This is a genomic window from Phaeobacter sp. JH20_29 (genome assembly GCF_048056175.1).
Lineage (GTDB): Bacteria > Pseudomonadota > Alphaproteobacteria > Rhodobacterales > Rhodobacteraceae > Phaeobacter > Phaeobacter bryozoorum.
In genome coordinates, this window is the sequence record NZ_JAYMWO010000022.1 from 24,261 (window position 1) to 47,022 (window position 22,762).

Sequence of the window (22,762 nt, forward strand, 5' to 3'; positions counted from 1 at the left end):
GGCCGATTGGCGGCGCGGTTTAGCCGTTGCGCGACAGCGACTCGTAGATCGGAACCAGCGTCTTGTCCTCGAACAGAGAGGACACGGAGGTGCCGTGCCAGATATTGAGAATGGCCTGAGTGAACAAGGGCGCGGTCGGCAGGATGCGAATATTCGGCGCGCCAAGGACCGCTTCGGTCGGCTGAATGGTGTCGGTCAGCACCAGCGATTTCATCACCGAGTTTGTCACGCGCTCAACAGCCGGGCCGCTCATCACACCATGGGTGATGTAGGCGTGGACCTCCTTGGCCCCATTGTCGAGCAGCACCTGCGCCGCCTTGCACAGGGTGCCGGCTGTGTCGCACATGTCGTCGATGATCAGGCAGATCTTGTCGGTGACATCGCCAATCACGGTCATTTCGGCGACCTCGCCGGCTTTCTCGCGGCGTTTGTCGACGATCGACAGAGGCGCGTTGATGCGCTTTGCCAGTTCACGGGCGCGGGCCACACCGCCGACGTCCGGTGACACGACCATGAGTTCGTCCATGCTGTCCTTGAACTGGTTTTTCACATCCAGAGCAAAAATCGGCGAAGCATAGAGGTTGTCGACGGGGATATCGAAGAAGCCCTGGATCTGGGCCGCGTGCAGGTCCATTGTCAGAACCCGTTCGATGCCCGCACCGGTCAGCATATTCGCCACCAGCTTGGCCGAGATCGGCGTGCGGGCCTTGGTGCGGCGGTCCTGGCGGGCATAGCCGAAATAAGGGATCACGGCGGTGATACGCTGGGCAGAGGAGCGGCGCAGGGCATCTGCGATGATCAAGAGCTCCATCAGGTTGTCATTGGCCGGGTTCGAGGTCGGCTGAATGATGAACATGTCCTCACCGCGGACGTTCTCATAAACCTCGACGAAGATTTCGCCGTCGTTGAACCGCTCGACCCGGGCATCTACGAGGCCCTGATCAACGCCGCGGTGCATCGACATGCGGCGGGTAATGGTTTCGGCAAGCGGAAGATTGGCGTTCCCAGCAATCAGCTTGGGTTCGTTCAAAGTCGGCATTGGCTGTTATCCCCAGGCAGCAATGGCAGTGTGACAGATTCGTGATGTTGAACCCCGCTTAGCATGGGCGTACCGTCGCGCCTAGATTTAATGCGGGAGAACAGGCCCATGGTGGCAAACGACAGGGCAGGGGAAACCTGCTGGAGTTGCGCAGAGGAGCAGCGAAGAAGGACCTTGGTTGACGGTGGCATCGCGACCGCAAAAGGGCAGTCATGATGGCGGAAATCTCGGCCGGGCTGGCGCAGCCCGTGGTCACCCATTCCTTTGGTCGCGGCAATCGGCAGGTTCTGGGAGTCCATTGCTCCCTTGCCCATTCCGGTGCCTGGCGTGGTCTGGCGACCATTCTGGAAGAACATGTGACGATCTCAAGTTTCGACATGCTGTCGCACGGGCGCAGTCCCGATTGGGACGGTGAGGGGCTTTTGCAACTGCGCAATGCCGAGGCCGGGCTGGCCCTGATCGAGTCGGAGAATCTGGCCAAGGACGGGCCGATTGACCTGCTGGGCCATTCCTTTGGTGCCACGGTGGCGCTGGCAATGGCGCAGATGCGGCCTGACCTGGTGCGCTCTCTGGTGATGATCGAACCTGTGTTTTTTTCGCTGGGGACAGCGACGACGACCGATCCCGAGGCGCTTGAGGCGCTGCGCCGGGACCACATGACCGTTCGCGAAACCTATCTCAACGGTGATGTGGAGCAGGCGACTCGCCTGTTCAACCGGGCCTGGGGAGCAGGCCATCCGAAATGGCCAGATCTGCCCGAAAGCGCCCGCAGCGCCATGGTCCGCAGTTTTCCGGCGGTGATGGCCTGCGATACGCAGATCTACGACGATATGCTGGGCGTGCTGGAACCGGATAAGCTGGCGTTGCTGACGATGCCCTGTCTGCTGATTGATGGCGGCAAAAGCCAGCCCATCATGCATGAGGTCATTCGCGCTCTTGCTGCACGACTGCCGGAGGTAACCTGCCGAAGGGTCGAGGCGGCGGGACATATGCTGCCGATCACACATCCGGCCGAGACGGCGGCTCTGCTGCAAAGCTTCTGGCCGGACGTGGCGCTGGCGCAGGCCTAGGCCCTAGCCGATGCTGCACGGCCCCGAGGGGGCGTTCCCGTAGCAAGAACCCGAAGCGCGCCAGAGGCGGCTTCGGGTTTTTCAGCTTGCGACGTCAGGGCGCGTGAGTTGGCCTCAGAGATCGGTCACCGTGGTGACGGTTTCGCGGAAATAGTCAATCTTGCCGTCCTTCTGATGGGACAGGATGAAGGTCACGCTTTCCACCATACGATCCCGCACCGCGTAGTGATAGCGCTGCTGGAACCGGGTATTATACCAGCCATCCCCCAGATCCTGTGATGTCAGATCCACGATTTTTGTTCCCTGGGGGAAAACTTCGGGGCCAAGCCGGGACAGGATCACACCAAAGCCCTCGATATCGGTGGCCTGTTGCCAGCTGACGTCGACGCCATCGCTGTCGCGGTAATGGTCGATGCGAAAATCGATATCCGGCGCGATAAAGCCCATCAGGGCGGGGTCGCCTGCCTCGAACAGGCGCAGCAACTGCTCGATTTCGGGGGCGGTTGTGGCTTGGGGCGCGGGGGCGAGGGTGGTTGCGGACATGATGCTCTCCTGTTGAGTGGTGCCGACAGGATGGCAAAGATACCGACTATAGGGAATTGCTCTGGAGGCTATCCATGTTATAGTTTGAAGCTATGGATGATCTGACACCGCTACGATATTTCCGGGCTGCCTATGAAATGGGAACCTTCAGTGCTGCGGCACGGGCCTGCGATGTGCGCCAGCCCTCGGTCTCGGCGGCAATTGCCCGACTTGAGCAACGGTATGGCGGCCCGGTGTTTCGGCGCGGCCGGGATGGTCTGACGCCAACCGCGCTCGGGCACGAACTCTATCAGCAGGCAGGCGGGGTGCTGGCGCAGATGAGCCAGCTTGAGGCGCGGCTAAAGGGGCATGTCGCGCAAACGGTAAGGGTGTTCTGCGCGCCCGACGTCTTGATGGCGGCATTTGAGGATGGGCTGGCCCGGATCCGGCGGGCGGAACCACAGGCGCAGTTTCAGTTTACCGAGGATCCCACGCAGGCGGATCTGCATTTTGCGGCTGAGAGCTGTCTGCCACGGGGCTGCGGTTTTCATCCGCTCTGGCAGGAGCGTTATGGTCTCGGTCTGCCCTCCGGGCATCCTCTGGTGGCAAAACCGCAGCTGACGCTGGCAGATCTTGCGGATGAGGCCCTGATTGCGCGCCCCTATTGCCCCAGCGCGGACCGGTATCTGGCTGAACTGGCGCGGGATGACGGCGGGACGGGGCTGCGGGTGGCGGCCAGCGCAATACATGATGCCCAGCTGATGGATCTGGTGGCTGCCGGTTTGGGAATGGCGCTGATGCCAATGTCCCATGGCGATGCTCACAGGGGCATTGTGCTGCGGGAGATTTCGGACGTCGACCCGGTAACGCGGGTGGTTGGTGTCGGCTATCGCAAAACAGGATTTGCCGACGCTATGGCGCGGCATTTCCTGAGCCGCCAGAGCTTCATGGGTGCTGGCGCCGGGGGTGGCAGCGCTCCGGGTGGCGGGCCCGCGATGACCGCTGAGCCGATGTGACCGGGAGCCGCCGGTGGGCGGCAAACCGGCGTCCCATTAGGAGGTGGCGGCCCAACCGCTATACGTGTCAGAGAAGCGCGAGAAACGCGTCTATCTGGTCGTCTTCTATGGACCAGTCGCAGACGAACCGCGCGGTGACCTCTTCGTCCGCTGCGCCTTCCAGGCCGCCGTCCCAAAGGTGATAGACCGCGCCGGCGTCGAACAGCCGCTGGTGGGTGGCGCGTGGCAGGGCGGCAAAGATCATGTTGGCCTGCGGATCATGGCTGAACCGGGCGCCTTTGCTGCGCAACCCGTCCGCCAGACGCGCTGCCTTGGCATTTGCCGCGCGGGCGTTGTGCAGCCAGAGATCATCGGTCAGATAAGCCAGCATCTGCGCTGACAGATAGCGATGCTTGGAGAACAGATGCGCCCCGCGTTTGCGGCGATATTCGAACTCCTGCGCTTTGGCAGGGTCAAAGAAGATCACCGCCTCAACCCCCATGCAGCCGTTTTTGGTGCCGCCAAAAGACACCGCATCCACGCCTGCCTTCCAGGTCATCTCGGCGGCGGTGCAGCCCAGCGTCACCAGCGCATTGGTGAAACGTGCACCATCCAGATGCACCGGCAGACCGTAGGATTTTGCAACCTCGCAGAGAGCGCGCAGCTCTTCGACCGAATAGACCGTGCCAAATTCCGTCACCTGCGTGATCGAGACGGGACCGCGCTGCGGCCCGTGGACGCCGCGATTTTCCTCGCCCTCAAGGGCTTGGCGCAGATCGGCGGGGGTCATCTTGTCAGCATCGGTCACCAGCGTCAGCTTGGCGCCGCCGGTGTAGAACTCAGGCCCGTTGCATTCATCGACGTTGATATGGGCCTGTCGGGTGCAGAACAGCGTTTGCCAGGGCTGCGACAGGGTCGAAAGGGCCAGTACATTGGCGGCCGTGCCGGTTGCGACGAGGTAGACCGCTGCGTCCGGGGCGTCAAAGATCTCGCGGATGCGGGTGGTGACCTGTGCCATCTCGTCATCTGCACCGTAGCCCATGGCATAGCCAGTGTTGGCCGTTGCAAGGGCTGCCAGAATTTCAGGATTGGCCGGACCGGAGTTGTCAGAGGCGAAATGCATTTAGAGTGGCTCCTCGATTATATGCTCTTCCCAGTCTTCTTCGGGAGTGTCGAATTCCGATACGGTCCAGCCCCGCACCGAAACACCGGCCTCATGCACGCTTGCAGGATCACCGGTGATCAGCGGGTGCCAGTCGGGCAGCGGCTTGCCTTCCCAGAGCAGGCGATAGGCGCAGGTCTGTGGCATCCAATAGGCGTGGGTGTCCAGATTGTCGGGCTTCAGCACGATACATTCGGGGACAAACTGATGGCGGTTCTCGTAGTGGGCGCAGCGGCAGGTGGCATCATCCAGCAGACGGCAGGCAACCCGGGTCAGCGCCACTTCGCCGCTGTCTTCATCCTCCAGCTTGTTCAGGCAGCATTTGCCACAGCCATCGCAGAGCGCTTCCCACTCGCGGTTGTTGAGCTTTGTCAGCGGCTTCTTTTCCCAGAAGCGCTTGCCCAGCCCGTTGCGGTCAATGCCCTGGCTCATAGCGCCGCCAACAGCTGGCGCGCGGTGATGCAATCAGCGTCCATCTGGGCCAGCAGCCCCTCCAGCCCGTCAAAGGTCATTTCCGGGCGCAGGTATTCGACCAGCCCCACAGACAGCGTCGCGCCATAGAGGTTGCCGGTGAAATCGAACAGGAAGGTTTCAATATTGGGATGGCTGCCATCGAACATCGGGCGCACTCCGACGGAGGCGGCGCCATGATAGCTGCCCCGATAGGGGCCATCCAGCACATCGACCAGCACGGCATAGACGCCAAAGGCGGGCTGATGCAGCCCGTCGATCGACATGTTCGCCGTGGGATAGCCCAATTCGCGGCCGCGTTGTTCGCCGCCAATGACCTCGCCTTCGATCCGGTGCCAATGGCCGAGCATATTGGCGGCATCGCGCGGCCGCCCGTCGCTGAGCGCGCGGCGGATGGCGGTGGAGGAGACCGTGTCCTCGGAATATTCCATCAGCGGCGCCACGGTGACGCCGAACCCCATCTGGTCGCCAAAACGCTGGAGATCGTCGGCAGAGCCGGCGCGACCCTTGCCGAAACAGAAATCCGAGCCGACGACGACATGACGCAGGCCTAGACCGTCGGCAATCACCTTGCGGGCAAAGCCCTCGGGCGTGAGACCGGAGAGGGCGGCATTGAAATTCAACTGGTAGAGACGCTCCACCCCCAGTTTTTCCAGCCGCGATGCCCGGGCTTCGGCCGACATCAGGCGAAACGGCGGGGCATCGGGGGCGAAGAACTCCCGCGGGTGAGGTTCGAAGGTCAGGACCCCGAGCGGCGCCTCGGGCACAGCGTCGCGGGCCAGATCGATGACCGATTGATGGCCGCGATGGACACCATCGAAATTGCCGATGGCGGCAGAGGCCCCACGATCCTTTGGATCTACGAATTGAAAGTCACGGATAATGCGCATGGCCACTGCCTAGCCGCGCCGGGGCGCGCTTGCAAGAGCCATGCCACGGGGCGCCACAGCTTGGCGGCCATCGCCTCAGTCGAACTTGCGTGACGGCGCCATCACCATGGCTTCGCCGACCAGCACCTTCTTGCCCTCCACCATGCAGCGGCAATCCAGCTTGACCCGGCGTTTGTCGATCTCGATGCCGGTCACCTCGACCTCCGCAAGCACGAGATCGCCGGGGCGGACGGGGGCAAGAAACTTCAGGGACTGGCTCATGTAGATGGTGCCATGGCCGGGCAGTTGCTCGCCAATTACGGCAGAGATCAACCCGGCAGTCAGCATCCCATGGGCGATGCGCCCCTGAAACATGGTGTCCTGCGCGTAATCTTCATCCAGATGCACCGGGTTATGGTCCGTTGAGACCTCGGCAAACATCTCGATATCCTTGTCCGTCACCTCTTTGCGCAGATAGCGGACCATCCCCATTTCGATATCTTCGATGCAGATCGTTCCGCGCGGAAAATTGTCCAACATATGCCTCTCCTGTTGCCGTTGCTCTGCGAAAAATTGCGCGGTGCTGTCTATGGGTTGCGGGTCGAACCTGAAACAATCGGGCAAATGCAGACTTGTTACGGCAACTTTATTACTTTGCAGTCGCAGAAAGGCAAGTGTTTTCTCCGTTAGCGCAATCTGCCGATAGAATAGGTCGGTGCAGATTTTTCCTTTTCCAAATAGGTGCTTAGCGCGGCTTCATCGGGCTGGTGGTCGGTTTTGGTCTCTTTTGCTGCAAGTCCACCTGTAATGAAGAGTGAGTCCAGACCTTCGCCCATTGCGCCCGAGATATCGGTGTGGGGGCCGTCACCGATCGCCAATATGTCACGGTCGGCGATATCCAGGCCCAGCTCCGCCAGACGCCGCCGCGCCAGATCGTAGATCGGCGGGTGGGGCTTGCCGAAGTACAGGCTCTCGCCGCCCATTTCCGTATAAAGCCGCGCCAGCGCCCCGGCGCACCATTCGCGCGTCTCGCCGCGATCAACCACGATATCGGGATTGGCGCAGAGTAGTTTCAGCCCCATCTGCTTGGCATAAAGGAAATCCGGGCGGTTCACATCCGGGTCGGCCTGCGTATCGAAGGGGCCGCAGCAGACAATGCCTTCGGCCTCCTTCAACGGAACGCGGGTCACATCAATCGGATCGTCCAGCATCTTCAGCGGCTCAAAGAAGCCGGCATCGCGCTCCCATTCACCCATGAAATAGACCTTGCGGCCAACGGCACCGCTGAACATGGCGGCGCGTGCGGAATCGCCGGAGGTGGCAATGGTGTCATAGGCATCCTGAGGGGCGCCGAAGTCGCCAAGCTGTGCCGCAACCCCCGCCCTTGGCTTGGGCGAGTTGGTCACCAGCACAACAACACCGCCTGCCGCGCGATAGGCCTGCAAGGCAGCCACGGCCTCGGGGTAGGCGGTGATACCGTTGTGCACACAGCCCCAAAGATCGACAAACAGGGCTTTGTACTGGCTTGAGACCTCGGCGAGGGAGGCAATGAGTCGGGTCATGGGACAGGTCTTTCACATGGGATTTCGGCTGTTCAAGCTATGCCAGAGCCTGCGGAATTTGACCAGATCGGCGATGTTTCCGGTTTTTTAACAACAGAGGCGTAGAACAGGTCGAGGCTACAACCCAGAGGTGTGCGGTAATGTTTCGAACGATGTCAACAAAAACCCGATTTATTATTTCGGGTGCGGTATCCGTTTTTGCGATTGTTATATTGGCTCTGATATCTGTCTACAGCCTGTGGCAAAGCGAACTGGAGCTTGAGCGGCAGATTGATGTAACCAAAACGGTGCGCCACGAGCTGAAGGTCGACCTCCTGCATGAAGAGTTGCACTCGGAAGTGATCTATCTCGTGTTTGCCGGGGATCATGCGACCGCAGCCGAGAAAGAGGCGCTGCGCGCACAAGTGGTCCAGGCCAGCGAGGAGCTTCGCAAGAATCTGGAATTGCTGAAAAACGATTCCTTGCCACCAAAGGCGCTGGCGCAGGTCGAGGGGATGGTGGCGGAGGTTGATACCTTTGTCGGTCAGGGCGTCGCCCTGGCAGAGCTGGCCGTCACCGACCCGGTCGCCGCGGAGGCTGCTGTCGATGCCTTTCAGGACAGTTACGCGGCCCTCAATGAGAAATTGCACCCGTTGAGTGACTGGATTGAAACCTCGGCGGTCGAAACCGCAAAGGCGGCGCGGGCACATGACATGCTTCTGCTTTATGTCCTCCTGGGAACATCCGCCCTGTTGGTCTTGGTGACGCTCTATAACGCGCGCAAGATGACCATGAACATTGTGCGCCCGATTGATCGGCTGCGCGAAGCCCTGCGCGAAGTCGCAGAAGGGGATTTTGGCATCAAGGTCGCTGAGCGGATGCGCGGTGACGATTTTGGCGAGATCGCCCGCGATATCGACCGTGTGTCGGCCCGGGTCATCAGCGAGCTGGAGAAACAGAATACCCTGCGTGTGGAGGGTGAGCATGTCATCGACCGGCTGCGTCAGGGCCTGCAGGCGCTGGCGTCCGGGAACTTCAGCGTTCGCATCGCAGAGAGCTTTGGCGAGGCCTATGATCCGCTGCGGATGAATTATAACGAAACGGTCAATAAACTGAATGAGGTGATGGCCCAGGTGGTCAAGGCAAGCGCCGCGATCCAGGCGCAATCCGATGAAATCCGGTCCGGTGCTGAAGACATGTCTGCCCGCACCGAAAGCCAGGCGGCCACGCTGGAGCAAACGGCTGCCGCGCTGGAAGAAATGACGGTCAGTGTCAACAACTCCGCCCAGAACGCCAAAGCCGTCGAAAGCGCTGTGGATTCCGCGCGCAAGGATGTTGAAAACAGCGGCCGGGTCGTGGAGGGCGCGATCGAGGCGATGAATGAGATCGAACGCTCGTCCGGGCAGATTTCGCAGATCATCGGCGTGATCGACGACATTGCCTTCCAGACCAACCTGCTGGCATTGAACGCTGGTGTCGAGGCGGCGCGGGCAGGTGAGGTCGGCCGCGGTTTTGCCGTCGTCGCCTCCGAGGTGCGCGCTTTGGCGCAACGGTCATCGGATGCCGCCAATGAGATCAAGTCGCTGATTTCGGCCAGCACCAGAACGGTGGAAGAGGGCGTGGAGAAGGTCGATAGCGCCGGCAAGGCCCTGTCGCAGGTTGTCGGCGAGGTGGTCAATATCGCCACGCTTGTCTCTGGTATCTCTTCGGAATCCGGTGAACAGGCGCAGGGGCTGAACGAAATCAATATCGGTGTTGCCCAGCTGGACAATGTCACCCAGCAGAATGCCGCGATGGTTGAGGAATCCGGCGCTGCCATCCTGAAGATGAACAGCGAGACCTATGGTCTGAACCAGATCGTCAGCCAGTTTGTTCTGCTCTCAGCAGATGGTGCCGCAGGCCGCGCACCCTCAGCGGCGGAGCGCGCAGCGGCCGTTGTCGAGGCAGGTCACCCGGATGAGGAGCGTTGGGAAGACTATAACGAAGTCTCCGCCCATGGGCCTGTTTCCGGCGATGGCATCGATGACTGGGACACCGACCGCGCATCGCTGCACAAGTCCGTGGGGTCGAAAGCAGGGGGTGCCGGTGACGATTGGGCGGATCGGGATGCGGTTGCCAATTTCGCCTGACGGCCTGACGGCCTGAGCGCCTGATAGTCGTCTGTGGGGCACGGTAGGCAGCTGACCACGCGCCGGTTTCGGGCTTGCCGCCTGCCGCGCGTGGCGGCCTGTCACCTGGGATCGGGCGTCAGCTTCGCCCGGTGCAATCTGAACCGACCGGCCTCGGTCAGCCGATGCCTGTGAGCGAATCGGGCGCCCGCGACTTTATGGCAGGATTGCCAGCGCCAATGCCTTTGCATGACGGAAATGCCAATGCCGGTCGATAGATCCACGTCACCTCTGGCGGTGCTGGCTCCTTTGCCGAGGCGCTGACGCCGGTCGCGGCGCTTTGGCCCCTTTGCACCGGGGCGGGCTGGGATGACTTAGGTATCCGTGGCTTACTTTCGCCCTGAGGCGTGATTTGCTGGAGTGTCATCCGGGGACCGCGACACGGGCAACCACAGCAATTGGTCAATGCGCACCGCAGATGCGGCAAACAGAGGTCCGGGGGGATCCGCAAGAGGGTGGCGATCGCTCTGCGCGTGCTACCAGCACCTGGTTGCCGGTCGATCGAAACGCGCGGTGGTATCACCCGGAGATCGGACTGCCGGATACTGCGGGTCCATCAAAAAAGATGCGGGCCTCCTTAGAAGACCCGCATCTTTCGCATTTCATAGGCTCGAAGGCGCCGGGCCTTAGATTGTCAGATTGGGGATGATCTGTTTCTTGCGGCTCATGATCCCCGGCAGCACAACGCTATCGCCCTCCGCTGTGGCGCCAAAGCTCTTGGCCGCGAGGGTTTTCACCAGGTCGTTGGGCACCAGAAGGGTGGCTTCTTCCTTCAGGATATCCACCACAAAGAGCAGAACCTGATCAACGCCATCTTCGGCAGCGACAGTTGTCATGGTTTCCATCAGCGACGCCTTGCGATCCAGCACCACGGCGGGAGCGGTGGTTTCCAGAACCGAGACCCGGAATTTGGTGCCTTCGACCGCGTATTCCTTGGAATCCATCCGCAGCAGCTCTGCGTCGGAGAAGGCCGAAACATCGGATTTCGCGGCAAACATCTCGGCGGCATAGGTGGCGATATCGACGCCGAGATCTTCGGCCAGGCTATAGGCCACGGCTTTGTCTTCCTGGGTGGTGGTCGGCGAGCGGAATTCCAGCGTGTCGCTCAGAATGCAGGTCAGCATCGCGCCTTTGATCTCGCGTGGTGCCTGCGCCAGATCGCTGCCGATCATTTTCCACATGATGGTCGCGGTGCAGGCGACCGGCTCGATGCGGATGTCGATGGGGCCTTTGGTTTCCAGCCCGCCGACCAGTTTATGATGGTCGATGATCGCACGAACGTCAGCGCCATTGATATTGGCGGGCAGTTCGGCCGGGTTGTTGGTGTCGACGATGACGACAGGCTGATCATCGGCCACATCGCTGATGATCTCCGGCTTTTCCAGCCCCCAGTGTTGCAGCATGAAGGCCGCTTCGGTGTTGGGCTCGCCTAGCAATTTCGGAGCGGCTTCGACGCCTTTGATCTGGTTCAGATACCACGACCAGATGATGGCGGAGCCGGTGGAATCGGTATCGGGGGATTTATGGCCGAAGACGAAGGTAGTCATTGAAGTGTGTCCTATGCAGATGCCGGAATTTTGCGCGTCTTATAGGTGGGGGCGGCGATCTTGTCACCCCGGCCCGTTGTCTCGTCAATGCAGCTATGCCGTCCGTGCAGATCAGCGCTGCGCAGGCGCGCCAAGGGCGCCAATGGCTGCGGATCATTGCCCTGATTTGGCGAATGGCTTTTCCTCGGCTGCGGCTGGGGGTAGCATTGCGCCATGACCCGCGAAGATCAGCTTTATCCGCCCGTGAAGGCCCTGCTGGAACAGCAGGGGTATACCGTGAAGGGGGAGGTGGGGGCCGCTGATGTGGTTGCCTGCCGGGGCGATGAACCACCGGTTATTGTCGAGCTGAAGTTGCGGTTTTCACTGTCGCTGTTCCATCAGGCGATCACGCGGCTTGCGCTGAGCGACCTCGTTTATATCGCTGTGCCGAAACCCGCTGGCCGCCAGGCGCGGCGGGTGCTGAAGGACAATCTGGCGATGTGTCGGCGTCTGGGGCTGGGGCTGATCACGGTTCTGCCGGATGGTCGGACGGAGGTCCAGTGTGATCCGGGGCCTTACGCGCCGCGAAAATCGGCCAAGAAACAGGCGCGGCTGCTGCGCGAATTTCAGCGCCTGCAGGGGGATCCGAATGCCGGTGGGGCCACCCGCCACGGGATCGTGACCGCCTATCGCCAGGACGCCTTGCGCTGTGCCGCCCATCTGGCAGACCACGGGCCGAGCAAGGGGGCCGCCGTGGCCAGGGCAGCGGGCGTCCCGCAGGCCACCCGGATCATGGCGAGCAATCACTATGGCTGGTTCGTGCGGGTCGCCACCGGCATTTATCAACTGACCGAGGCCGGTCAGGCGGGGCTGGTGCATTGGGCGCATAGCTGGGAAGCGCTGGGGGCCGACGATGGGACAGCGGCCGAGGTGGGCCCTGCGTGATGGCCGCGGCAGAATATTGCCATAAAATTTCCCAACCAACCTGTTGACAGGACCGCACGCCCTGCCTAGCTATTCCTTCGTTAGCACTCGGCAGTATTGAGTGCTAACACCCTCTGCGGGGAGCAGGGGGGCGAGACAACAACCTTTGAGCCTTTAAGGAGCTACAAAGATGGCATTGAAACCGCTTCATGACCGCGTGCTGGTCCGTCGCACCGAAAGCGAAGAAAAAACCGCCGGTGGTCTGATCATCCCTGATTCCGCCAAGGAAAAGCCGAGCGAAGGCGTTGTCGTCGCAACCGGCGAAGGCGCACGCAAGGACAGCGGCGAGCTGATCGCAATGGCTGTTTCGGCTGGCGACAAGATCCTGTTCGGCAAATGGTCCGGCACCGAGGTCACCGTCGACGGCGAAGAGCTGCTGATGATGAAGGAAAGCGACATCATGGGCATCATCGAGTAAGACACCGGGTTTTTCCCAAGTCTGCTCTGATCTCTGATCGCTTAAACCCACAGAATTTCTCTAGGAGAGTAAAAATGGCTGCTAAGGACGTCAAATTCGACACCGATGCCCGCAACCGTATGCTGCGTGGCGTCAACATTCTGGCCGACGCCGTGAAAGTGACCCTGGGCCCGAAAGGCCGCAATGTGGTTCTGGACAAATCCTTCGGCGCACCGCGCATCACCAAGGACGGCGTGTCCGTGGCGAAGGAAATCGAACTGGAAGACAAGTTCGAGAACATGGGCGCCCAGATGGTGAAGGAAGTTGCTTCCCGCACCAACGACGAAGCCGGTGACGGCACCACCACCGCAACCGTTCTGGCCCAGGCCATCGTCAAAGAAGGCCTGAAGCAGGTTGCAGCCGGTCTGAACCCGATGGACCTGAAGCGCGGCATCGACCTGGCAACCTCCAAGGTTGTTGAAGCGATCAAAGCCTCGGCCCGCGATGTGAAAGACAGCGACGAAGTTGCGCAGGTTGGCACCATCTCCGCCAACGGCGAAGCAGAAATCGGCCGTCAGATTGCTGACGCGATGCAGAAAGTCGGCAACGAAGGTGTTATCACCGTCGAAGAAAACAAGGGTCTGGAAACCGAGACCACTGTTGTCGAAGGTATGCAGTTCGACCGTGGCTACCTGTCGCCCTATTTCGTCACCAACCCCGACAAGATGGTTGCAGAACTCGACGACTGCATGATCCTGCTGCACGAGAAGAAACTGTCGTCGCTGCAGGCAATGGTTCCGCTGCTTGAGCAGGTGATCCAGTCGCAGAAACCGCTGCTGATCATCGCTGAGGACGTCGAAGGCGAAGCGCTGGCAACCCTGGTTGTCAACAAGCTGCGCGGCGGTCTGAAAATTGCTGCTGTCAAGGCACCGGGCTTCGGCGATCGCCGCAAGGCCATGCTGCAGGACATCGCAATCCTGACCGGCGGCCAGGTCATCTCCGAAGATCTGGGCATGAAGCTCGAGTCCGTCACCATGGACATGCTGGGCACCGCCAAGAAAATCGAAATCACCAAAGACGAAACCACCATCGTTGACGGCGCTGGCGAGAAGGCCGAGATCGAAGCACGCGTTGCCCAGATCCGCACCCAGATCGAAGAGACCACCTCTGACTACGACCGTGAGAAGCTGCAAGAGCGCGTTGCCAAACTGGCAGGCGGTGTTGCCGTGATCCGCGTCGGCGGCATGACCGAAGTGGAAGTGAAAGAGCGCAAAGACCGCGTCGACGATGCTCTGAACGCAACCCGCGCAGCCGTGCAGGAAGGCGTCATCGTTGGTGGTGGTGTTGCTCTGGTTCAGGCCGGCAAGGCACTGGACGGTCTGGAAGGTGCAAACTCCGACCAGAACGCCGGTATCATGATCGTTCGCAAGGCCATCGAAGCGCCGCTGCGCCAGATCGCCGAGAACGCCGGTGTTGACGGTGCCGTGGTTGCGGGCAAGATCCGTGAATCCTCTGACAGCAGCTTTGGCTACAACGCCCAGACTGATGAATATGGTGACATGTTCTCCTTCGGCGTGATCGACCCCGCCAAAGTGACCCGCACCGCGCTGGAAGATGCAGCCTCGGTCGCAGGCCTGCTGATCACCACCGAAGCCATGGTTGCCGACAAGCCCGCCAAAGAAGGCGCGGCAGGTGGCGGCATGCCCGACATGGGCGGCATGGGCGGCATGGGCGGCATGATGTAATCACAAATCCCCTTGGGATTTGGGATGAGGCAAAAAGCGATTGGCTGCAGGTTCGTTATCTGGGCCAATTCGCCGGAAGCCCACCGCTGATGACTGGAAGAATTAGGGGCTGCCTTCGGGCGGCCCCTTTTCGTTTCGGCGGGGAGAGAGAAGGCCCGCCTTGCGGGCCTGCCTCCGGCGGGAGTATTTTTGGAAAGGTGAATGAGGGGGGGCGTCGCAGCGTCGGCATGTTTGGCCAGAAAGAGGGGATGATGCCTCTTGTCTCTTCTCTTTTCGTTTTCGAAACAAAGGCCTAAAGTTGCCGCCATGGTCAAAGCAGTTTTTATTCAGTCCTCGCATTCGGGTTATGACGACCAGCCTGGAAAAGCGTATCATTTCCCGAAGAAGCTCTATTTGAGCCGGGTCGAGCAAACCGTGGGCGACTGGGTCATCTTCTACGAGGGGCGGCGCGGCGGCGGTACAGGGTACCATGCTGTACAGCGTGTCCTGAAGGTGCAGGATGACCCTGAGGACCCAGCATTGGCCTATGCGCTGCTGGACACAGGCAGTGAGCTGTCCTTTGAGAATTTTGTTCCCCGATGGGTAGAGGGGCAGGGACCCTATGAAACCGGGCTGCCACGGTCGCGCGGCAGCAACACAAGCGCGGTGCGGCTGATCTCCGACGCGGATTTTGCGCGCATTATCAATGCCGGCCTGACTGCGCGCGAAGAGCCGAATGCCATTCCGCGAACCGGGGATTTCACCGCAGAGCCTGGTTTTGCCGAAGCACAGGTCGCTTTTGAATCCCCAAATGGACCTCGCGAAACGCTGCTGTCCCAGCGGGCCTTCCGGGATCGTAGTTTTGCAAGACAGGTCAAACATGCCTATGGCGGCCGCTGTTCGGTGTCGGGGCTGGAGTTGCGCAATGGCGGCGGGCGACCGGAGGTCGAGGCCGCCCATATCGTGCCGGTTTCGGAATCTGGTCCGGACACGGTGCGCAATGGGCTGGCCCTGTCGGGAACGGTGCATTGGATGTTTGACCGAGGTCTTCTGTCGATCAGTGACGACCATGAGGTGCTTGTTGCGAAGAAGGCGGTGGATGACGCGACGCTGGATCGTTTGCTGCTGCCGGACCGGCGATTGATTGAGCCTGTGAACCCCGCATTCAAACCACACAGATCATATCTCCGCTGGCATCGGGAGAATGTCTTTAAGGGTTAGAGGCGCTTCGGGGGACATGTTCAGTCGAAGATAGATCTCTGACACGAAAATATCACTGGTCCGAAGTTGGTTTGCACGATAGCAGCCAGTTCATGCGCCTGTTTCTTCTTGTCTTCCTCACCATTGTGGCCTTTGCCGCCAATTCCATCCTCAGCCGACTGGCCATCGGAGGCGGGCATATGGAGGCCACGAGCTTTGGCCTTTTGCGTGTGCTGTCCGGGGCAGTCACGCTGGTTGGGCTTTGTGCCCTCAGCGGGCTGTCGCTGAGACGTGATCGACGCCAGACCTTCTGGGGGGCGGCGGCGCTTACGACCTATATCGTCGGGTTCTCCATCGCCTATGAGGACCTGGATGCAGGGCTTGGCGCGCTGATCCTGTTCGGCGTGGTGCAGGTGTCGATGTTCCTGTGGGGGGCGCTGCGGGGCAGTCCGGTCGCGCCGGGGCAGGTCGCTGGCGCGGCAATTGCTCTGGTCGGGCTTGCTGCGGTGGTCTGGCCGACCGACGGTGTGCCAGCGGCGCCGCTGGGGGCCTCATGCCTGATGGCGCTGGGCGGTCTTGGATGGGCGGGCTACAGTCTGCTCGGACGGGGCGCAAAGGCACCACTGGCGGCAACGGCTGTGAATTTCGCGGCGGCGAGCGTGATCATGGTGCCCGCGGTGCTGATCTTCGGCGCGGACATCGTCATCTCTCCATGGGGCGTGGTGCTGGCCATTGTGTCCGGCGCAGTAACCTCGGGCCTTGGCTATGCGCTCTGGTATCACGTCTTGCCACAGCTTGCGCCCGCCGTGGCTGCCACGGTTCAGCTGTCGGTGCCGGTGATCGCGATCCTCGCCGGTGCGGTTGTGCTGGGAGAGGTGATTGGCCTGCAGCTGACCATTGGCGCGATCGCTGTTCTGGGCGGTATTGCAATCGTCGTCCTGTCTGGGCCGGGGCGCAGGCGGGCGGCGGGCATCCCGGCGGGCAAAGAGGGCTAAGGCGCCGCGTCACGGCTCTGGGAATCGCGGTCTGCTCTTTCCGTTGAGGTGAAATGCCCCTATCTGCGGTGTCACGACCCCTTGAGACCGCGAGCACAATGACCCGACATTCCACCACCTTCTTAGCCAGTATTTCGGCATGTGTCGCCGCGATCCTGTGTTTTGCTCCGGGATTGGCCCGTGCAGATTGCGCGATCCTGCTGCACGGTCTGGCGCGCAGCGAAATCTCGCTGGCGGTTATGGGGCAGGTGCTGGAGGCGCGCGGCGTCAAGGTCGTGACACCCGGGTACCCGTCAACCGACAAACCGGTGGCGGTGCTTGCCGCGGAGACGCTGCCGGATGCGGTCGGGCAATGTGCGGAGCAGATATCACAAGGCGAGCAGATCCACTTTATCACCCATTCGATGGGCGGCATCCTGCTGCGCCACTGGTTGCGGGAAAACCGGCCAGAGGCGCTGGGGCGGGTGGTTATGCTGGCCCCTCCCAACCACGGCAGCGAGTTGGTGGACGAACTGGGCGACTGGGAGGTCTTTGGCCTGTTGAACGGGCCTGCGGGGCTGCAGCTGGGAACCGGCGAGGACAGCCTGCCCAACCAGCTGCCTGCTGCCAGTTTCCCGGTTGGGGTCATCGCCGGGCGCTTCTCGCTCAACCCGGTGTTTTCGGCCATCATTCCGGGGCCGGATGACGGCAAGGTGTCGGTGCAGAGCACATATCTGGAGGGCATGGCGGATCACATCGTGTTGCCCGTGACCCATACTTTCATGATGAATAATCCGCAGGTTATTGCGCAGGCGTTGCATTTCCTCGACAGGGGGCGCTTTGACCCCGATCTGACATGGTTTGAGTCCATCACGGGTGAAATAGAGGAGGCCTGTGCCGGTGGTCGGTGCAGCGCCGATGGGGATCAGCTGCAAGGGGAGGCCCGGCCATGAGCACGCTTGAACTGACATTGACCGGTGCAGATGTACTGCGCCCGGACGGGATGGAGCGCGCTGGTGTGCTGGCGCTGGCAGCAGGTCGGATCCAGGCCGAGCGGGCGGGGCGGCAGATTGACCTGGCCGGATATCGGATCCTTCCGGGGATCGTTGACTGTCACGGCGATGGGTTCGAACGTCACCTCGCGCCCCGGCGCGGTGCCATGAAACAGATGGTCGAAGGGGTGATCGCCGCAGAGGCAGAACTGGCGGCAAACGGCATCACAACCGGTGTTCTTGCCCAGTTCTACTCCTGGGAGGGGGGGCTGCGCGGTCCCGACTTTGCAGATCAGGTCTTTGAAGGGATCAAATCCGCAAAACCCCGTGTCGTTACCGATCTGATTCCGCAGCTGCGGTTTGAAATCCACCTGCTGGAGGCCTACGATGATCTGCCGTCACAGATCGCGGGATGGCAGGTCCCCTATGTCGTCTTCAACGATCACCTACCTCATGACCGGCTTGCGCAAGGAAAAAAGCCTCCCCGGTTGACCGGCCAGGCGCTCAAGGCAGGGCGTAATCCGGAGGTTCACTGGCAGATGTTGCAGCAGATGCATGCCCGCAGACCCGAAGTGCCCGCGGCGCTGGATCAGCTGGCCGCAAAGCTTCAGGCCGCAGGCGTCTGTTTGGGCAGCCATGATGACCATACAGCGGATGACCGCATCACCTGGCGCCACCGCGGCGCGCGGATCTCGGAGTTTCCCGAAACGATGGAGGCCGCAGAGGCCGCGACATCAGCGGGCGACCCTGTCATCCTCGGCTCACCCAATGTGGTGCGCGGAGGCTCACACAAGGGCAATGCCTCGGCGCTTGATCTGATCGCCATGGGGCTCTGCGATGCGCTCGCCTCTGACTATCACTACCCCAGTCCGCGCCGGGCGGCTCTGATGCTTGAGAAAACCGGTGTTCTGGATTTTGCCTCAGCCTGGAGGCTGGTGTCAGCAGGCCCGGCGCGTATCCTCGGGCTGGAGGATCGCGGAGAGCTAAGGCCCGGACAACGCGCCGATCTCGTGATCCTTGACGCCCAGGGTGGTGTTGCAGCCACGCTTTCGGGCGGCAGGGTCAGCTATATGAACGGCGATGTGGCAGGCCGCTTTCTGGCCTGACAGATCCGCCGCGTCGCCGGGAGGAGAGCGCCGCGCATCAGGCCGGATGGCCCTCTTTGCGGCGCGTAAAACCGGCGGGGCCGCTTTTACTGCCCTGCCGCCATCTTCTGGCTCAAAATATCCCGGGGTTTGGGGCAGAGCCCCAATTGGTCAGGTCTGTGGCAGTTGCACCCGGTTCACATGGCCCATCTTGCGGCCCGGCTTGGCTTCGGTCTTGCCGTAGAGATGGATGGCGCAGCGGGTTTCCTGAGCCAGCTCAGGGATCCGGTCCACATCGGCACCGATCAGGTTCTCCATCACCACATCGCTGTGCCGCTGCCCGTCGCCAAGGCTCCAGCCAACAATTGCGCGGATGTGTTGTTCAAACTGATCCACGGCGCAGCCATTCTGCGTCCAATGGCCGGAATTATGCACCCGGGGAGCGATTTCATTCACGATCAACCCCTGTGGCGTGACAAAGAGTTCGACCCCGAGGACGCCCACATATTCCAGCGCATTCAGGATCTTGCCTGCCATCAGGACCGCGTCCATACGCTGTCCGGCGCTGAGGCGCGCGGGCACTGTCGTTGTATGAAGAATGCCGTCGCGGTGAACGTTCTCACCGGGATCAAAACAGGCGATCTCGCCGCTGACGCCGCGCGCGGCGATCACTGAAATCTCATGGCTGAAGGTGACAAACCCTTCCAGGATCGAAGGGGCGCCTGCCATCTCGCTCAGCGCGGTGGCTGCGTCTTCAGGCGCCTTGATCCGGGCCTGCCCCTTGCCGTCATAACCGAAGCGGCGGGTTTTCAGGATCGAAGGGGTGCCGATTGTTGCCAGCGCCGCGTCGAGGCTGGCCTGATCGGCAATATCGGCAAAAGCCGCGGTGCTCAGGCCGAGATCCTGCAGAAAGGTCTTTTCGGTCAACCGGTCCTGGCTGATCCGCAGGGCCTCACGGCCGGGGCGGATGGGTTTGTGCTGTTCCAGCAGGTCCAGCGCCGACGTCGGGATGTTCTCGAACTCATAGGTGATCACATCAACAGAGGCGGCAAAGCCTGCCAGCGCGTCCGCGTCCTCATAGCTCGCGGTTGTCACCTTATGGGCGACATCTGCGGCCGGGGGATTTGCACTCGGCTCGAAGATATGCGTGCGAAAGCCGAGGCGGGAGGCGGCGACCGACAACATGCGGCCCAGCTGGCCACCACCGAGAATGCCGATGGTGGCGCCTGTGTTCAAACGATCAGTCATCAACCGGTTCCTCTGGGATCGAAGCGGAAAGAGCCGCGCGCCAGTCGTCGAGACGCCGGGCAAGTTCGGGATCCTGCAAGGCCAGAATTCCGGCGGCCATCAATCCGGCATTTGCTGCACCGGCGGCGCCGATGGCCATGGTCGCAACCGGGAAGCCCTTGGGCATCTGCACGATGGAATAAAGCGAATCAACACCGGAGAGGGCGCGGGTCTGAACCGGCACACCAACCACCGGAACGCGGGTTTTCGACGCGACCATACCGGGGAGGTGGGCGGCCCCGCCGGCGCCTGCGATGATCACCTGCAGACCACGTTCGGCGGCAGATTTGCCATAGCTCCACAGCCGGTCCGGGGTGCGATGGGCCGAGACGATCTTGGCCTCATAAGACACGCCCAGTTCGTCGAGGAGGGTGGCGGCTTCTTTCATGGTTGGCCAGTCGGACTGACTGCCCATGATGATGCCCACTTTGATGTCGGCGGTATGCTCTGGCATAGGCTCGGATCCTGTCATGCCGCGGGCCTGCGAACCCGCTGGGTTGGAGGAAGCGCGCACTATAGAGAACCCTGTGCATCGCGCAATGCGGCATTGGAGCTGTCGGGCGCGTTGGCTGGATGGGGGATCAGGCGATGATATCCGGTGTCAGCCGGTCTTCGATCAAGGCAATCTTGTCTTTCAGGATCAGCTTCTGCTTCTTCAATCGCTGAATGGTCAGCTGATCGCTGGTCCCGCGCTCCTGCAGGGCCACGATTGCTTCGTCGAGATCGCGGTGTTGCCTGCGAAAGACCTCCAGCTCCACCTGTAAAACATCGTCGGTTTTCATGGAGATATCGGTTGGTGCGTTCATTGGCGACTCGTCGGCTGGCGGGTTAATCTTTGGCGAATATTACGCTTTTAGAGGCTTTTGCGCCAGCGCCGCGGTGCCTTGGGCTTGTGAAAACAGATAAAACATCCATATTCTTAGGGAAGCGGTCGCCATAATGGGGCCGTCACCATACGTCGCTTTAGAATCAAGGACGAAACCCGTGTCTAAACTCACACTTGGCTCGTATCCGCATATGTTGGGATTTGAGCAGCTGGAACGCCTGCTGGAACGCTCGGCCAAATCCGGGAACGAGGGCTATCCTCCCTATAATATCGAACAAACCTCAGATCATTCCTATCGCATCACGCTGGCGGTGGCCGGCTTCGGCGAGGCGGATCTGGCGATCACCGTCGAGGACCGTCAACTGGTCATCCGGGGACGCCAGAGCGATGACAGCGATGGCCGGGTGTTTTTGCACCGGGGCATTGCCGCGCGGCAGTTTCAGCGCATGTTTGTGCTGGCGGATGGGGTCGAGGTGGGGGAGGCCATTATGGAAAATGGCCTCTTGCATGTCGACCTGACCCGATCGCGGCCCGAAACCGTGGTTCAGACGATCAATATCAAGAAGGGGTAAGACAGATGCATACAGCCTATCAGTTCAACGATGCCGACAGCCGCATTGTCTATGTCAAGGCGGTTGATGTCGCGGATCTCCCTGCGGAGGTTCAGGCCGGTGCCGCCGGGCGCAGCCACCTCTATGCGGTGCATGATGCCGCTGGTGAACAGCTGGCCCTGGTCAGCGACCGGAAAATGGCCTTTGTTCTGGCGCGGCAGCATGATTATGCGCCGGTGCCGGTGCACTAATAGATATTGCCGCACGGCGTGAGCAACGCCAGCGCAGGTGATTGCAAGCGGATCGGGCGCCATACCCATGGCGCCCTTTTTGTTGGGCGGCGACAGCTGCGGCGGGGCTCTCAGGCTGTCCGGCAGGCGCTGCGCGCAGGTGCAATCAAAGGGGCAGGCGGCAACTCCGGGCCCAAATCCGCTTGCGATGCCGCGTGCGGCGTGATCTTGCTGACGCAGGACCGTGATCACGCCGGGGAGGGTACATTGCGATACGATTTTGACTGGGTAGATGCCTTTTCGGGCCGGGCCTTTGGTGGCAACGGCTGCGCAGTGGTCCATGGCGGCGCAGGGCTGAGCGATGAGATCTGCATGGCCTATGTGCGCGAGACCTCGCTGGTGGAATGCACCTTCACCGGCCCGTCACAGGTTGCCGATGTGCGGGTGCGCTATTTCCTCGCCAGCCGCGAGATCCCTTTTGCAGGCCATCCGACCATTGCCACCGTGGCAGCCTTGCGCGACCGTGGCCTGATGGAGGGCGATGCGATCACGCTGGAGACCGGAGCCGGTCTGGTGCGGGTGAGCATGGCGGATGATCTCATTGAAATGACCCAGATCGCGCCAGAATTCGGCGCCTTTGCCGATCCGCAGCTGGTCGCGGCGGCGGTTTCGCTGCCGGTGGAGGCGATTGTTGGCCGACCGCAGCGGGTGTCGACCGGATTGCCGTTCTGTATCACGGTGTTGCGGGACCGTGCCGCGCTTGAGGCCGCGACGCTGGATGTGCCGGCGCTGGCCCGGCTGGGGGCGGCAATGGGTGCCGACGGTATCGACATGATGGAACCGTTTCTGGTGACCTTGAGCGGTGCCACCGCCGTGGGGAACACATTCTCGCGGCTGCTGATGGCCCCGCCGAGCCCGCCGGAGGATCCATTTACAGGCTCGGCGACCGGCGCCATGGCCGCCTATCTGTGGCACCACGGTCTGATGGAGTCCGACCGTTTCATTGCCGAGCAGGGACATGGCCTTGGCCGTCCCGGTCAGGCTGTGGTGACGCGGGTTGGCCCGGCGGATGCGATTGAGGGCGTGCGGGTGGCGGGCAGTGGCTATGTTCTGATGCGCGGCACCGTAGATCTGCCAGACCTCGGCTGA

General features: G+C 61.4%; 24 protein-coding genes. 13 read left to right on the forward strand and 11 right to left on the reverse strand.

Annotated elements, in window-relative coordinates:
- Positions 1-19: 19 nt before the first annotated feature.
- Positions 20-1,039: a ribose-phosphate pyrophosphokinase gene (locus tag VWZ85_RS19560; protein ID WP_340546248.1), complete on the reverse strand. Its 1,020-nt coding sequence runs from the start codon at positions 1,037-1,039 to the stop codon at positions 20-22.
- Positions 1,040-1,254: 215 nt separating this feature from the next.
- Here VWZ85_RS19560 and VWZ85_RS19565 point away from each other — a divergent pair, with 215 nt between their 5' ends.
- Positions 1,255-2,109, forward strand: a complete 855-nt coding sequence (locus tag VWZ85_RS19565; protein WP_416534988.1) for an alpha/beta fold hydrolase — start codon at positions 1,255-1,257, stop codon at positions 2,107-2,109.
- 114 nt (positions 2,110-2,223) lie between these two features.
- Here VWZ85_RS19565 and VWZ85_RS19570 read toward each other — a convergent pair whose 3' ends face one another.
- Complete coding sequence (locus tag VWZ85_RS19570) at positions 2,224-2,652, reverse strand: hypothetical protein (RefSeq protein ID WP_340546247.1); 429 nt, start codon at positions 2,650-2,652, stop codon at positions 2,224-2,226.
- Positions 2,653-2,744: 92 nt separating this feature from the next.
- On the opposite strand from VWZ85_RS19570, the gene VWZ85_RS19575 reads away from it, so the two are divergent.
- Positions 2,745-3,647, forward strand: coding sequence for a LysR family transcriptional regulator (locus tag VWZ85_RS19575; protein ID WP_416534989.1), 903 nt, complete (start codon positions 2,745-2,747; stop codon positions 3,645-3,647).
- A gap of 67 nt (positions 3,648-3,714) precedes the next feature.
- Here VWZ85_RS19575 and VWZ85_RS19580 read toward each other — a convergent pair whose 3' ends face one another.
- The 5 genes from VWZ85_RS19580 to VWZ85_RS19600 all read right to left on the reverse strand — a co-directional run bounded on the left by VWZ85_RS19580 (position 3,715) and on the right by VWZ85_RS19600 (position 7,690).
- Entirely contained in the window at positions 3,715-4,749 is a 1,035-nt protein-coding gene (locus tag VWZ85_RS19580; protein ID WP_416554798.1) for a threonine aldolase family protein, read from the reverse strand.
- Positions 4,750-5,220 carry a YcgN family cysteine cluster protein gene (locus VWZ85_RS19585; RefSeq protein ID WP_340546244.1) on the reverse strand — a complete coding sequence of 157 codons (471 nt, stop codon included), beginning with the start codon at positions 5,218-5,220 and terminating at the stop codon, positions 4,750-4,752.
- Positions 5,217-6,149 (reverse strand): bifunctional riboflavin kinase/FAD synthetase, encoded by a 933-nt coding sequence (locus VWZ85_RS19590; RefSeq protein WP_340546243.1) that lies wholly within the window; start codon positions 6,147-6,149, stop codon positions 5,217-5,219. The genes VWZ85_RS19585 and VWZ85_RS19590 overlap by 4 nt, the downstream gene beginning before the upstream one ends.
- 75 nt (positions 6,150-6,224) lie before the next feature.
- On the reverse strand, positions 6,225-6,668 hold the full coding sequence (locus VWZ85_RS19595; protein WP_416534992.1) for a MaoC family dehydratase: 444 nt from the start codon (positions 6,666-6,668) through the stop codon (positions 6,225-6,227).
- A gap of 146 nt (positions 6,669-6,814) precedes the next feature.
- Entirely contained in the window at positions 6,815-7,690 is an 876-nt protein-coding gene (locus VWZ85_RS19600; protein ID WP_416589437.1) for a TIGR01459 family HAD-type hydrolase, read from the reverse strand.
- A gap of 140 nt (positions 7,691-7,830) precedes the next feature.
- Here VWZ85_RS19600 and VWZ85_RS19605 point away from each other — a divergent pair, with 140 nt between their 5' ends.
- On the forward strand, positions 7,831-9,798 hold the full coding sequence (locus VWZ85_RS19605; protein WP_416589438.1) for a methyl-accepting chemotaxis protein: 1,968 nt from the start codon (positions 7,831-7,833) through the stop codon (positions 9,796-9,798).
- Between the two features lie 665 nt (positions 9,799-10,463).
- On the opposite strand, the gene VWZ85_RS19610 is transcribed toward VWZ85_RS19605, so the two are convergent.
- Positions 10,464-11,384: a manganese-dependent inorganic pyrophosphatase gene (locus VWZ85_RS19610; protein ID WP_340546239.1), complete on the reverse strand. Its 921-nt coding sequence runs from the start codon at positions 11,382-11,384 to the stop codon at positions 10,464-10,466.
- A 213-nt stretch (positions 11,385-11,597) separates the two neighbouring features.
- Between VWZ85_RS19610 and VWZ85_RS19615 the strand changes: the two genes are divergently transcribed.
- The 7 genes from VWZ85_RS19615 to VWZ85_RS19645 all read left to right on the forward strand — a co-directional run bounded on the left by VWZ85_RS19615 (position 11,598) and on the right by VWZ85_RS19645 (position 18,740).
- Complete coding sequence (locus VWZ85_RS19615) at positions 11,598-12,308, forward strand: DUF2161 domain-containing phosphodiesterase (protein WP_416589439.1); 711 nt, start codon at positions 11,598-11,600, stop codon at positions 12,306-12,308.
- A gap of 169 nt (positions 12,309-12,477) precedes the next feature.
- Positions 12,478-12,765 (forward strand): co-chaperone GroES, encoded by a 288-nt coding sequence (locus VWZ85_RS19620; protein ID WP_340546237.1) that lies wholly within the window; start codon positions 12,478-12,480, stop codon positions 12,763-12,765.
- Between the two features lie 74 nt (positions 12,766-12,839).
- A complete protein-coding gene (gene groL / locus VWZ85_RS19625; protein ID WP_416534997.1) occupies positions 12,840-14,489 on the forward strand; it encodes a chaperonin GroEL in 1,650 nt (549 codons plus the stop codon).
- A gap of 306 nt (positions 14,490-14,795) precedes the next feature.
- The gene (locus tag VWZ85_RS19630; RefSeq protein WP_416589440.1) at positions 14,796-15,689 is read left to right on the forward strand and encodes an HNH endonuclease; all 894 of its coding nucleotides are present in this window, start codon (positions 14,796-14,798) and stop codon (positions 15,687-15,689) included.
- A 92-nt stretch (positions 15,690-15,781) separates the two neighbouring features.
- A complete protein-coding gene (locus tag VWZ85_RS19635) occupies positions 15,782-16,663 on the forward strand; it encodes a DMT family transporter (RefSeq protein WP_416589441.1) in 882 nt (293 codons plus the stop codon).
- 98 nt (positions 16,664-16,761) lie between these two features.
- A complete protein-coding gene (locus VWZ85_RS19640; protein WP_416589442.1) occupies positions 16,762-17,595 on the forward strand; it encodes an esterase/lipase family protein in 834 nt (277 codons plus the stop codon).
- A complete protein-coding gene (locus VWZ85_RS19645; RefSeq protein ID WP_416589443.1) occupies positions 17,592-18,740 on the forward strand; it encodes an alpha-D-ribose 1-methylphosphonate 5-triphosphate diphosphatase in 1,149 nt (382 codons plus the stop codon). The genes VWZ85_RS19640 and VWZ85_RS19645 overlap by 4 nt, the downstream gene beginning before the upstream one ends.
- Before the next feature lie 150 nt (positions 18,741-18,890).
- Here VWZ85_RS19645 and VWZ85_RS19650 read toward each other — a convergent pair whose 3' ends face one another.
- From VWZ85_RS19650 to VWZ85_RS19660, 3 genes are all read right to left on the reverse strand, one after another.
- A complete protein-coding gene (locus VWZ85_RS19650) occupies positions 18,891-19,967 on the reverse strand; it encodes a 5-(carboxyamino)imidazole ribonucleotide synthase (RefSeq protein WP_416541888.1) in 1,077 nt (358 codons plus the stop codon).
- Positions 19,960-20,460, reverse strand: coding sequence for a 5-(carboxyamino)imidazole ribonucleotide mutase (gene purE / locus VWZ85_RS19655; RefSeq protein ID WP_416589444.1), 501 nt, complete (start codon positions 20,458-20,460; stop codon positions 19,960-19,962). Before purE ends, VWZ85_RS19650 begins: the two co-directional genes overlap by 8 nt.
- Positions 20,461-20,587: 127 nt before the next feature.
- Positions 20,588-20,812, reverse strand: a complete 225-nt coding sequence (locus tag VWZ85_RS19660; protein WP_340546229.1) for a YdcH family protein — start codon at positions 20,810-20,812, stop codon at positions 20,588-20,590.
- A gap of 178 nt (positions 20,813-20,990) precedes the next feature.
- Here VWZ85_RS19660 and VWZ85_RS19665 point away from each other — a divergent pair, with 178 nt between their 5' ends.
- The 3 genes from VWZ85_RS19665 (at position 20,991) to VWZ85_RS19675 (ending at position 22,762) form a co-directional block, all read left to right on the forward strand.
- The gene (locus tag VWZ85_RS19665; protein ID WP_072505182.1) at positions 20,991-21,404 is read left to right on the forward strand and encodes an Hsp20 family protein; all 414 of its coding nucleotides are present in this window, start codon (positions 20,991-20,993) and stop codon (positions 21,402-21,404) included.
- Positions 21,405-21,409: 5 nt separating this feature from the next.
- Positions 21,410-21,634, forward strand: a complete 225-nt coding sequence (locus VWZ85_RS19670; protein WP_340546228.1) for a DUF1150 family protein — start codon at positions 21,410-21,412, stop codon at positions 21,632-21,634.
- 246 nt (positions 21,635-21,880) lie between these two features.
- Positions 21,881-22,762 (forward strand): PhzF family phenazine biosynthesis protein, encoded by an 882-nt coding sequence (locus tag VWZ85_RS19675; RefSeq protein WP_416589445.1) that lies wholly within the window; start codon positions 21,881-21,883, stop codon positions 22,760-22,762.